General features: G+C 67.3%; 6 protein-coding genes. 2 read left to right on the plus strand and 4 right to left on the minus strand.

All coding sequences use genetic code 11. The annotated features are described in order from the left end of the window. Positions 1 to 25: 25 nt before the first annotated feature. A complete protein-coding gene (gene pilB / locus SX243_03580; protein ID MDY7092031.1) occupies positions 26 to 1,747 on the minus strand; it encodes a type IV-A pilus assembly ATPase PilB in 1,722 nt (573 codons plus the stop codon). Between the two features lie 384 nt (positions 1,748 to 2,131). Here pilB and SX243_03585 point away from each other — a divergent pair, with 384 nt between their 5' ends. Together SX243_03585 and SX243_03590 are read left to right on the plus strand one after the other, a co-directional pair. Beyond that, on the plus strand, positions 2,132 to 4,888 hold the full coding sequence (locus SX243_03585; protein MDY7092032.1) for an Ig-like domain-containing protein: 2,757 nt from the start codon (positions 2,132 to 2,134) through the stop codon (positions 4,886 to 4,888). Positions 4,889 to 4,943: 55 nt separating this feature from the next. Continuing rightward, positions 4,944 to 10,106, plus strand: coding sequence for an RHS repeat-associated core domain-containing protein (locus tag SX243_03590; GenBank protein MDY7092033.1), 5,163 nt, complete (start codon positions 4,944 to 4,946; stop codon positions 10,104 to 10,106). A gap of 108 nt (positions 10,107 to 10,214) precedes the next feature. Here the strand turns inward: SX243_03590 and SX243_03595 are convergent, their stop codons facing one another. From SX243_03595 to SX243_03605, 3 genes are read right to left on the minus strand one after another with little or no spacing between them, the layout of a single operon-like run. Then, positions 10,215 to 11,282: a glycosyltransferase family 9 protein gene (locus tag SX243_03595; GenBank protein MDY7092034.1), complete on the minus strand. Its 1,068-nt coding sequence runs from the start codon at positions 11,280 to 11,282 to the stop codon at positions 10,215 to 10,217. A 27-nt stretch (positions 11,283 to 11,309) separates the two neighbouring features. Further along, positions 11,310 to 11,789: an adenylyltransferase/cytidyltransferase family protein gene (locus tag SX243_03600; protein ID MDY7092035.1), complete on the minus strand. Its 480-nt coding sequence runs from the start codon at positions 11,787 to 11,789 to the stop codon at positions 11,310 to 11,312. 54 nt (positions 11,790 to 11,843) lie between these two features. Beyond that, positions 11,844 to 12,926 carry a PfkB family carbohydrate kinase gene (locus SX243_03605; GenBank protein MDY7092036.1) on the minus strand — a complete coding sequence of 361 codons (1,083 nt, stop codon included), beginning with the start codon at positions 12,924 to 12,926 and terminating at the stop codon, positions 11,844 to 11,846. Between the last annotated feature and the right edge of the window lie 87 nt (positions 12,927 to 13,013).

Raw genomic sequence — 13,013 nt, forward strand, 5'->3', positions numbered from 1 at the left:
GCCGCCACCGGCGGCCGGAGGGCAGCTAGGCTACCGTCTCGCGCACCACCTCTTCGATGGTGGTGACGCCGTCGCGGATCTTCTGCAAACCACTCTGGCGCAGGGTGAGCATGCCCAGCTCGATGGCGCGCTGGCGCAGCTCGTAGGAGCTGGCGCCGGAGAGGATCATCTCGCGCATGTCGTCGCCCACGCCCATCACCTCGTAGAGGCCGACGCGGCCCTTGTAGCCGGTACCGTTGCAGCGGTCGCAGCCGCGGCCCCGGAAGAGCTTCAGCCCCTTGGCCTCGCGCTCGTTGAAGCCGACGTTGACCAGCGCCGCCGGCGGTGCCTCCGAAGGCTCCTTGCAGTAGCTGCACACGCGCCGCACCAGACGCTGGGCCACCACCATATGCACCGAGGTGGCCACCAGGAAGGGTTCGATACCCATGTTCATCATGCGGCTGATGGACGACGGAGCGTCGTTGGTGTGTAGGGTGGAGAGCACCAAGTGACCGGTCATGGCGGCCTTGATGGCGACCTCGGCGGTTTCGAAGTCGCGGATCTCACCCACCAGGATGATGTTCGGGTCCTGGCGCAGGAAGGAGCGCAGGGTCGAGGCGAAGTTGAGGCCGATCTGCTCCTTCATCTGCACCTGGTTGATGCCCGGCAGGTTGAACTCCACCGGATCCTCGGCGGTCATGATGTTGACCTCCGGGGTGTTGATGCGGGAGAGGGCGGAGTACAGCGTGTTGGTCTTGCCCGAACCCGTGGGGCCGGTGACCAGAACCATGCCGTAGGGCTTCAAAATGGCTTGCTCGAAGGAGCGCAGGGAGTCCGGCTCGAACCCCAACTTGGTGAGGTCGAGCATCAGGTTGTCCTGGTCCAGCAGCCGCATGACGATCTTCTCGCCGAAGAGCGTCGGCAGCACCGAGACTCGGTAGTCCAGGGACTTGATCTTGCCGGAGATGCGGGTGCGGATCTTGATGCGGCCGTCCTGGGGAAGCCGCTTCTCGGCGATGTCCAGCTTGGCCATGATCTTGGCGCGGCTGGTGATCGCCTCGCGCAGCTTGAGGGGCGGCCGCATCACTTCGTAGAGAATGCCGTCGATGCGGTAGCGGACGCGGAATTCCTTCTCGTAGGGCTCGACGTGGATGTCCGAGGCGCCGCGCTTGATGGCGTCGGTGAGCACCAGGTTCACCAGCTTGACCACCGGCGCCGTCTCCGACTCCTCCTCGAGGCTGGAGAGATCCAGATCCTCGTCTTCCTCCAGCACCTCCAGGTCCGACTCGTCTTCCTCCGTCAGGTCGTCCATGACCTTCTTGAGCTCGACGGCGTGGGTGCTGCCGTAGTAGCTGTCGATGGCGGTGCGGATGGCGTTGTCCGAAGCCAGCACCGGCTGCACCTGGTAGCCGGTCATGAACTTGATGTCGTCCATGGCGAAGACGTTGCTGGGATCGCTCATCGCCAGCGTCACCTTCGCTCCCGCCTTGGAGACCGGCAGGACCGTGTACTTGCGCGCAATGTCGGCGGGGATGATGCCGATCACCGACTCGTCGACTTCCATGTTGGTGAGATCTACCGCCGGAACACCGAAGTGCTTGGAGAGGAACTCGGTGAGCTCGGCTTCGGTGAGCAGGCCCAGGCTGACCAGCGCGGCGCCCAGGCGCCCGCCGTGCTCCTTCTGATGCTGCAGGGCCTGCTTCAGCTGGCTCTTGTCGATCTTGCCGGCGCTGAGCAGCGCCTCGCCGAATCTTTCTTGTATTGCCATGTACCTACCAGACGGATCCTGCGTCAGCGCTTCCTGAAGAATTCCCGAAGGGAGTATTCAGCCTGACGGTTGTTTGGGTGACCCGGCCGCGAAGCGACGCTCCGGTGTTCCACCTTGGCGCGCCGAGCCTCCTGCCGGAGATTCCCTGTAGCCCCACAAACCGCACGACTACCTCTGCGCCCGAGAAAGGAGCAGTCTAGCAACCGGTGCGGAGAAGGGTCAACGCGCGGCGGTTTGGCGTGGCAGGCCACCCTTAGCGTTTCTTTAGCCAAACCTCGGCCAATCCTCGGGATCCGAAGGCGGTGACTGGCCCATGCTCGCGAGTGCCCGCTATGGCGAGGCGACCCATGGGCCTATGGACCAACCGCCAAGGAGATCCGAAGCATGCGACCACGATTCTTATTCTCAGCCTTGATCCTCGGCCTCGTCACCCTCGGGTGGCCTGGGCTGGCTTTCGCGGCCTCGGTGCCCGACGCCCGGGACGATCAAGTATCCGGCAGCCCAGGGCAGAGCTTCCTCATCGATGTTCTAGCCAACGACACCGACGCCGACGGCAAGGCTTTGTATGTCGTCGACGTGACCACCGGCTGCGCCGGCACGGTGACCAACCTCGGGGACGGCACTCTGCTCTATGAATCGGTGGCGGGGGAGAGCTCCTGCCAGATCACCTACTCCGTGACCGACACTCCCAATGCCACCGGCGTGGACGATACGGCGGTGGTGGTAGTGGATTTTCCCTTCAGCGACCCCGTCTTCCTGGTCAACGACACCCTGACGGTGCCGGCGGGGACCTCTTCCTTCGACATCGCGGACCTGACCTTGTTGGCCAATGATCAGCCGGAGGGGGATCTGCGCATCATCTCTTTCACCCCCACCGCCGAAGGCTCCCTCGCCCGCAACGGCGCCGACGACGGCTTCGTCTACCAGCCGGCGGCCTCTTTTTGGACCGTCGGGCAGGACGGCTTCACCTACACCGCGGAGCTGATCAGCGACCCCTCCCAGACCGGCACTGGCAGCGTCACGCTGATCGCCGGGACGGCGGGCGATCCTCCGGACGCGGTGGACGACGGGCCGCTGGAGGTGAGTCCCGACGATCTGCCCTTCTACATGCCCAACGATCTGCTGCTGGACAACGATTCTCCCGCCGGGGATATCGAGATCATCAGCGCCGGCTTGGAACAGCCGCCGGTTCACGGCAACCTTTCGGCCCACCTTCTCGGCTGGACCTACTCGCCGACGGAGAGCTTCTGGACCGCCGGCGGTGATTCTTTCAGCTACACCATCCGCAAGCTCAGCGATCCGGAGGCCACCGACACTGCCACCGTGACCCTGGTGGCGCTGCCGGATCCGCCGGAGGCCTTCCCCGACAGCGCCGTCACCACCCGCGACCAGAGCGTGGAGATCGATCTGCTGGCCAACGATACGGGCACGGCCATCGTGATCCACGACTTGCCCCAGTCGCCGGGCTTCGGCGCGGTGGAGAACCTGGGGGCCGGGGTGGTGCGCTACACCCCCGGCGCTGGCGAGACCGGCACCGACGGCTTCACCTACCGGATTCGCGATGCCGTCAACCAGATCTCGCCGGCCGCGGCGGTGGATGTGACGGTCCTGCCTTTCGCGGCTTTCGACGATGCCCTGGAAGTGCCCCAGGGGTTGGAGGGGCGGCTGATTCCCGCCTTCGAGCTGCTCACCAACGACCTGCTGATCAGCGGTTCGCAGATCGTCGCCGTCACCGCTCCTACCCACGGCTCGTTGGTTCCGGCGGGGCTCGACCTGCCGGGGGCCTACGTCTACCAGCCGGCGGCGTCCTTCTGGACCGCCGGCAGCGACAGCTTCGTCTACACCCTGGAATCCCCGAGCTATCCCGGAGTGACGGTGTCGGCGACGGTCACCCTCGACGCCGGCGCTCAGGCCGCGGTCTTCGAGGCGGATCACGAAGAGGGGGATCTCTCCGATTGGGACACTCTCGAAGGCGGCACCGCCGCCGACGCGGCGGCGAGCCTGGTGGGGAACACCGGCTTGGGCATCACCCTCAACGGCCATTTCCGCGACAGCTGGGCGGCGGCCACGCTGCCTCAGATGCAGAACCATCTGCACGGCCAGTGGGTCATGGACCTGGCGGCGATCAGCGGTCAGGAGGGACGCCACGGTCTCTTCGAGCTCGCCCACGGCGCCTCGCCGGTGCTCACCCTGCAGCTGGTGCCCCAATCCGTCGGCCATGGCCTGCGGCTGGTGGCCCAGGAAGACGCTGGTGAGCACACGGGACTGATGACGGTGGTCCCCGGTGGACCGCGCATCGTCGCGGTGGAGTGGTGGGCCGCTGCCGAGCCGGGAGCCGACGACGGTGGCTACCGGCTGTGGGTGGACGGCTCGCTGATCGAAGAGGTCACCAACCTGGACAACGACGAGCAGGTGGTCGACCGGGTTCGTTCCGGCGGCCTGCGAGGCTCGGAGGGGTACCTCCTGGGCGCCCTGCGCTTCGACCACGTGCAGCTGTGGCGGGGGAGCGGGAGCTTTGTTCCTCTCTTCGCCGACGGGGCGGAGAGCGGTGATCTGGCGGCCTGGAGCTCCACCGCCGCTCCCGGCAAGACCTCCATCGGAGCGACCGCCGCGGCGGCCCTGGACGGAGTCTTCGGCATCGCCACCACCTTCGAGGGCACGACCCACCGGGCTTACGTCGAGGACGACTCGCCCTCCAATGCTCAGGTGCTCTCCGCCTTCCTGCGCCTCGACCCCAATTCCATCGGCCTCGCCGCCGGCACCGGTCACGTGATTCTGCAATGCGGCCGGGACGCCACCGACCAGGCGCTGCAGGTCAAGCTCTACGCCAACGCCGGTGGGTACCTCCTGCGGTTCCAGGCGCGGCTGGACGACGGCAGCTGGGCTCTGCTGCCCTCCGGGGGCTGGGTCTCGCTCTCCGATGCACCCCACACGGTGCGTCTGGACTGGCGTGCCAGCTTCTTCGGAGGAGCGGACAACGGCGAAGCCCAGCTGTGGGTGGACGGTGTCTCCCAGGGCGCCGTCACCGGCCTGGCCAACGCCAGCCGTGCCGTCGACAGCTGCCGCCTAGGTGCGGTAGTGGGCGTCGATGCGAGCACTTCCGGAACCCTCTACCTGGACGACTACCGTGCGTGGCGCTGAGCTGCGGCGAGCCAAGAAACGGGCCATGAAAGTCATACAGACAGGAGTCAAGGATATGCATTGGAAGCAACCCCTCCCCGATCCCTCGCGACTGGCTCGCCGGGCCACGCTACTGCTGAGCCTTTTGCTCTGGGCCTTGCCCGTGCTGTGGACGCTGCCTGCGGCGGCGGAATTCCCCAGCCAGGAGTCGGGCTACTCGCAGAACGCCACCTTCGCCCTCTCCGGGGTGGACGACGTCAACCTATTCAACGGCAATCTCCTGCTCAACCTGCCTCTGGGCCAGGCCTATCCCGCCGGTGGCGGCCTGAGCTACGGCTTCTCGCTGCGCTACAACTCCAATCGCGCCTGGGAGCCTCGGGAGTCGCCCCACATCTGCATTCGGGAGTTCATGGGCGACGACGTGGATGTTCCCATCGACATCTTCGATCCCCAGCCCACCAACGCGGGGCCGGGTTGGGAGGTGGCTTTCGGGGAGCTGGAGGGTCCCTCCGGGGCGCCCTCGCCGGGGGTACGGTGGAAGTACCTCAGCCCCGACGGCGCCGAGCGGGAGTTCTTTCCCAACCTGCATCCGCCGGCCACCGCCTACGGCAACGCCCACTACACCGTCGACGGCACCTTCCTGCGCCTGCAAAGCGAGCCCGCTGGCTGCCTCAACTTGGCCGCCGGGCAGCGCACCGGCTGCACCATGCTCCTGGAGATGCCCGACGGCACGGTGCACCGCTTCGAGGACGCCGACGGAGGGGGCGAGACGTGGCGCATCACCCGCATCGAATCGCCCTCGCCGTTGATCAACGCCGTCGACTTCACCTATCTGCCCGATGAATGGCAGATCTCCGACGGCTGGCGCACCCACAAGGTCTTCTTCACCGACGGACGCATCTCGTCCATCGAGGTCGCCGTGTTCAACGGTCTGCGGGAGACCTATGACTTCGAATACACCAACCACACCGTTCGCCGCCATCGCTTCGATTTCGACTGGTACCAGGCTCGCTGCATCGACGGCACGGCGCCGGACGATCCCGAGTATCTGACCGTTCCCTTGCTCACCCGGGTGGTGCAGCCGGACGACAGCTACTACGAGATGGACTATTACACCGAGGATCTCTTCCACGGCGGCGACGGCATGGCCGCGGGCATCCAGACCCTGCGCCTGTGGACCGGTCTGCACTACGAGTGGAAATACGCCATCACCAACTTCCGCTACCAGCAGGGGCCGGCCCATCTACAGCCGCGGGCCGCCAGCCTGGCCTACGGTGTGACCAGCAAGGAAGTCTACGGCTTCACCCCCAGCGGCGGTCCGCGGGTGGACTACGGCACCTGGCAATATTTGCTGGATCGGGCGTCGGTGCAGGCTCCCGGCGATCTCCAGCCGCCCAATAACACCAGCCTCGAGCCGTGCTACCACCAGGCGACGGTGATCGATCCCCTGGGCAACTATCAGGTGCACTACCTGCTCACCGCGGATCTCGGCTTCGAATACCAGCAGAACCGGCCCTACACCGTCTGCGATCCTCAGACCGGAGCCTTCCAGGGGGATCCCAACACCGGCGAGCCGGGACCGGGCCCCTTCCTCTCTCAAGAGATCTTCGACGCCTCCGGCACCAAGCTGCGGGAGGTGTGGGTCGACTACGAGAGTGACGGTGTCGGGAGTGGCTCGCCCTTCCACCACGAGCAGCGCATGACCTATCGGGCGACGGTGTTCCTGGACGATGGTGGCCGGGTCCAGGAGGTGGCCTACTCCGACTTCGACGGCTTGGGCAACGCCCGGCTGAAGGTGGAGGATGGCGACTTTCCTTTGGGTCGCAACCGCCGGGAGACCTTCACCAGCTTCAATTCCGGCCGTGCTTACGCCGACCCGCCGCCGCCGGCCTCAGCTCCCTGGGTCCTCGGCCTCTACGACCAGATGGAGGTCATCGAGGGGGACGGCTCGGAGGGCCACTCCGCGCGCACCCTCTTCTGCTTCGAGGATGCCACCGGTTTTCTGCAGGGCACTCGTAGCCTGAAGGCGAATGCTCCAGGGACCGGGGACGTGGTGCGGCGCTACCAGCGGGACAGCCGCGGCCAGACCACCTCGGAGACGGTCTACGGCGGCGACGGTCAGAGCCTGGCGGACGCCACCTGCGCCGCCGGTGCGGTGGCCGGGCGCAATCCCGTCTACGAAACTCGCCACAGTTACCAATATGGCTCGCTGAAGAAGAGCGAGGTGATGGACGGCTCGGCGGTTGTGCTGGTGCAGCAGGATCAGGACATCGATCAGAACACCGGCCTGCCGAGTCATCGCCGCGACGCCTCGGGAGTGGAGACGACGCTGCACTTCGATCCCGTAGGCCGCCTCAGCCGCGAGCTGCGGCAGGGCTCCTTCGCCACCCAGCATCGCTACTTCTACCCGCAGGTGGGGCAGGACCCCAACGCTTCTCTGCAGCACGAGGTGCGCCAATGCGCCGAAGGGGAGCAGACCTGCCCCGGCGCGCCGGAGCAGCTCACCCGCAGGTTGCAGCGTTACGACCGCCTGGGCCGCCTGAGCTACGAGGAACGGCGGGTGCCGGAGTCCTCCGGCCTCACTACCCGCAGCCGCCAGTGGGTCTACAACGACCTCGGCTGGTTGCTCAAGTCGACGGTGTGGGGCGATGCGTCCCAATTCATCGAGTACCGGCTCCACGACGCCTTCGGCCGCCCCGGCGAGGTGGTGCAGCCCGACGGCAGCACCCGGACCCTCGGCTACACCGGTGAGCGGGTGCGCAGCGAGGCGGTGCAAGTGGCGAGCGAGACCGGCTTGGTGACCCGCACCGTCACCCAGCACTTCGACGCCCGCGGCCGCCTGGTGAAGGTGGTGGAGCCCTCCGGCCCCAGCGGCGGCGATGTCGCCACCACCTACGAATACGACGAGGGGAATCGCCTGATCCGTGCCTGCGTCGACGACGGGGACGGCACGCCGGGGAACGGCTGCTCCGGCCAGGAGCGCCTCTTCGACTACGACGACCGGGGCTTCCTGGTCCAGGAGCGCAATCCGGAGATCGGCTGCGCCGGCAACGGCACCCTCGACTACACCTACGACCCGCGGGGCAACGCCCTATCCCGAACCTACTCCATGGCCGGTTGTGCGGCGGGGGCGGCGGATCTGAGCGCCACCTTCCGCTATGACCCCGCCGGCCGCCTGACCCAGATGCGGGACGCCCAGGGGCAGTTGCTCAAGGAGCTCTTCTACGCCCGCCACAACGTCGGCGCCGACCTGCGCAAGGGCAAGCTGGTGCAGACCAAGCGCCACAACGTGGTGCCGGTCTTCGCCGTCGATCCGTGGCTCGATCCGGAGGACATCGTGATCACCGAGACCTACGCCTACGCCGGGCGCGGTGGCCGGGTCTCCAGCTACTCGGTGCGCGGCAGCCGCGGCAACCAGGACCCGAGCTTCACGCTGGAGATCACTGGGTATGACGATCTGGGCAATGTCACCGGCCTGCGGTATCCAGACTGCCAGCACTCTCCCTGCGCCGGAGAGGGCGGTAGGACGCTGAGCTTCGGCTACGCCGAGGACTATCTGACCTCCATCTCCGGCTATCTCAGCTCGGTGAACTACCATCCCACCGGGTTGTTGGACACCCTGACCCACGCCAACGGCGTAGCCGACGAGCACGATCTGGATCCCGCCGACGGTGCCCGTCTGGGCAGTCTCGCCATCACCGGCGTCGCCGACGGCGAGGATTGGAGCAGCGGCACCTTCGCCTACGACCCGGCGGGCAACATCACCGCCCTGGGTAGCGAGAGCTTCGCCTACGACCGGGGACTGCGTCTGACCCGCGGCACCTTCTGGGCGGACCGGGGCAAGACTGATTCCCGTACCCAGGAGCTCTCCTACGACGTCTTCGGCAACCTTACCGAGATGGAGACCACCGACGACGGCGTGCGGCCCATCGGGGTGAGCTCCACCACCAACCGCATCACCTCCCACAGCGCCAGCTACGACGTGGCGGGCAACGCGGCGACCCTGTGGGGCGGCTACGCTTACACCTTCGACGCCGCCGGTCGGATGCTCTTCCTGGACGGTGGCCCGGGCCTACGCCGTTCCTATCTCTACACCGCCGGCGATGAGCGGGTGGCGGTGCTGGACCTCAACGCCAGCACTCAGAGCTGGACCGTGCGGGGAGTGAGCAGCCAGGTACTGAGCCGCTTCGAAGGCCCCTTCGGCGCTCTCGCCGATCCCATCGAATGGCAGAAAGACTATGTGCGCGCCGGCTCCCGGGCGGTAGCACGGGTCACCGACCAAGGCACCGAGCATCTGCACCTGGATCATCTGGGGAGCACCCGCATGATCACCGGCGGTGCCGGGGGCAACGAGCTGGTGGCCTTCCTCAGCTACTACCCCTTCGGCCAGAACACCGCCGATCCGGTGCCCGGGGACGAGAGCTTCCAATTCACCGGCCACGAGCGGGACGACAACGGTGGTGGCCTGGTGGGCGATCTCGACTACATGCACGCCCGCTACTACCACCCGATGTTCGGGAAGTTCTTGAGCATCGATCCCGTCGATGCGGATCCGCGCCGCCCCCAGAGCTGGAATGCCTACCGCTATGCGAGCAATCGGCCCTTGACCCGGGTCGATCCAGACGGCAAGGACGACTTGGACTGGAAATACTACATGTCCGAGGAGGAGATTCAGGCGACCTATCGGGCGCAGCAAGAGACCATGGCTCGTTTGAGGATCGAAGACCCAGAGCGCTACCGACAGATTCGACGTCTCGAAAAGACCATCGGCGCAGGGTTGATTGTCAGTCTTACCTTGCCGGCTTCTGTAGCTATCGGCGGAGCTGTCGGTGGAACTGCCGGTGCAGCTACGCTGCTCGAGGCAGCAGCTGTGGGCTTGGTCAGCGGCGGGATCCTCGGGGCTATCAAGGGAGATGACGGTGATCATTTCGTCGGTGCTGTGCAAGGTGCTGCTGCGGGATCAGCTTCCGGCCTCATCCCTGGGAAAAATCCATTCATGGACCTCTTGCGGAGCGTCACAGCTGGGTTGTTCGGATTCCTGATCAATGATCCGCCGGAACAGATAACCGCCGAGATCAGGGCCGTTGGTAATGACATCTACCGAATTACCGGCTCCGACGGCTCCGCAATCATCGTCCAGGGGGCTGAGCTTCGGGAAGAGATTCGCAAAGCAGAGGAGGCCCGCAACGCCGCGCAGGATGGTGGAGATGATGATCCCTACGAGCCCGACGACCACTGATGGGATATAGCGGCTGAGACCGGGCTCGAATCGTCGAGCGGAACGGAATCAGCCAGAACCTTGGACCGGCGGCCGGCGGAGCCCAGCGCTTCGCCGGTCGTCGGTTTTTCAGTTGGAGGAGTCGCCTCCGCCGGAGCCGTCTTCCAGCAGCTCCACCGCCCGCGCCGCCACCTCCGCCGGGGAGAGCACCCACAGGCAGGCCTTGGTCTCGCCGAAGCGCTTGTGGCAGAAGCTGCAGGGCAGGCGGCGGGCGAGGGCGCGGTGGGGGGCGGCGTAGGGGCCGTGGGTGGAGGGGTCGGTGGGACCCATGAGCTCGAGCACCGGGGCGCCGACGGCGTGGGCCAGGTGGGTGGGGCCGGTGTCGCCGCCGAGGACCAGGCGGGAACGCCGGCAGAGAGCGGCGAGGGTGGGCAGGTCCACCAGGCCGAGGGCGCGGGCGGCGCCGTCGCTGGCGTCGGCGACGCTTTGGGCCAGGGGCTCTTCTCCAGGCCCCGCCGGTACCCAGGGGGTCAGACCGACGGAATCTCGGAGCAGGCGGGCCACCTCGCCCCAGCGCTCCGCCGGATAGGTCTTGTTGCCCCAGGCGGTGCCGGGGAGGATCACGGCCAGGTTGTCGGGAGCCTCGGAAAGGAGACGAGCTGCCTCCGGCGGGGGCTCCGGCAAGAGCAACTCACCGCGGAAATCCACCGCTTCCGAGCCTTCCAGGGCCTGCTCGAAGGTTGAGTCCAGGCCAGCGAGCACCGACAGCGCCCGGTCCACCGCGTGGACACCCCGGGCCGGCACCGGGTGGTTGATCCACAGGGCGCTGGAGGGCTCTCGGCGGTCTTCTTTCCGCAGGCCGATGCGCCGGCGGCAGCCGGAGAAGCGGGCGAGGACGCCGGATTTGTGGGTCCCCATGAGGTCCAGCACTGCGTCGGCCCGGAACTCCCGCAGCCGGCGACGGGTGGCGAGGATCTCCCCCACGCTCTGCCCCAGCCGGCCCCGCTTGCGCCATTGCTTGGTGGCCACGGGCAGGATCTCGTCGATCAGTGCGTGATCTTCGAGCAGCGGGATCCAGGTGCGCTCCAGCACCCAGCCGATATGCGCCTGGGGGGCGTGACGGCGCAGAGCGCTGAGCACCGGCAGGCAGTGGACGATATCCCCCAGGGCGCTGGTGCGCAGGATGAGCAATCGCATCGAGAGGTGGGGCTCCGAGGAGTGGGCTCAGTCCGGCAGCGAGCGTACCGCGGCGATGAGGTCGCTGGTGTTGTGGTCCTTGGGGTCGCCGACCAATCGGGTCTCCCCGCCGTAGGCGTGCACCACCGGGTATTCGGGCACCTGCTCCGGGCTGCCGTAGTCCGGTCCTTTGCAGTGGACTTCCGGCCGCAGCTGGGAGATCAGTGGCGCCGGGCTGTCGCCGTCAAAGATGACCACGAAATCCACCGGCTCCAGGGCCGCCAGCAGCTCCGCCCGCTCCGCCGCCGGCACGATGGGGCGGCCGGCTCCCTTGAGGCGGGCCACCGAGTCGTCGTCGTTGATCGCCACCACCAGCCGGTCGGCCTGTGCCCGGGCCGCCTGCAGGTAGCGCAGATGCCCCACGTGGAGCAGGTCGAAGTGGCCGTTGGCGAAGGCCAGTCGCAAGCCTTGCCGGCGCAGCTCCTCCGCCCGCTGCAGCAGCTCGGGGACGGTCATCACCTCACCCATGGCTCAATCTCCTCATGGTTCGTTCTCCCGCAGTCTCGCCTGCCGAGGTCAGCCTCATTCGGTCCAGCGCAGCGCTTCCAGCGGTTCCGGATCCGCCAGCACCGCCTGCCGCAGCTCTTCCGGGCCGAGGGTGGCGGTGCCCATCTTCATCACCACGATGCCGCCGGCGTAGTTGGCTAGCGCCGCCGCTTCCAGGGGCGTGGCGCCGGCTGCCACCGCCAGGGCGAAGGTGCCGATGACCGTGTCGCCGGCGCCGGTGACGTCCGCCACCTGATCTGTGCCGTGCACCGGCATCTGCCAGACCCCCCGTGGGTCGAAGAGGGCCATGCCCCGGCTGCCCCGCGTGATCAGCAGAAAGCGTGCGGAGAGGCGTTCCACCAGCCGCCGGCCGGCTTCCGCCAGGGCGTCGTCGGTCTCCGACAGCGGTCCGCCCAGGAGGTTCTCCGCCTCCTCCTCGTTGGGGGTGGCGCCGTCCATGGCGACGAAATCCGCCAGGCGATAGCGGCTATCGCACAGGATGGTGCCGCGGCCGCCGCCCTGGCTCTCGAACTCCCGGCGCAGCCCATCGGCGAAGACGGGCTCGGCGGTACCGTAGCCGTAGTCGCTGAGTACGGCGACGGAGGCACCGGCGGCGGCGGTGCGCAGGCGGCGGCGGAGCTCCTCGGCACGGGCCGGGTCCGGCGGCAGGGATTGCTCGATGTCGTAGCGCACCACCTGCTGCTTGATGGCATGACGGCCGCCGGCGAGGATGCGGGTCTTGGTGGGGGTGCGGTAGCCGGAGAGGCGCAGGATGCCGTCGGTGGCGATGCCTCGCTCGGCGAAGACCTGCAGCAGGCGTTGGCCGCTGGCGTCGTCGCCCACCACCCCCACCGGCCGCGGTTCCCCTCCCAGGGCGCGGACGTTGGCGACGGCGTTGGCGCCGCCGCCGGGAATCACGCTCTCGCTCTCGTAGCTGAGGATCAGCACCGGAGCCTCGCGGCTGATGCGTTTGGGAGCTCCGGTGATGAAGTGATCCGCCACCAGGTCCACCAGCATCACTACCGGCTGGCCGGCGAGGGCGTCGATGAGCTCCAGCAGCCGTTCCTGAGACGGCGGAGCTCCGAGGGTCGAGCTGGTGGGGGGATGGGCTGAGGTCATGACAGCGATGGCGGAGGAGGCCCCGAACTTGGAGCAAGAGTCCCGGTCGATTGCAAATTTCGCCGCTCAGCATATCTCACCGTCGCT

Source organism: Acidobacteriota bacterium (assembly GCA_034211275.1).
GTDB lineage: Bacteria > Acidobacteriota > Thermoanaerobaculia > Multivoradales > JAHZIX01 > JAGQSE01.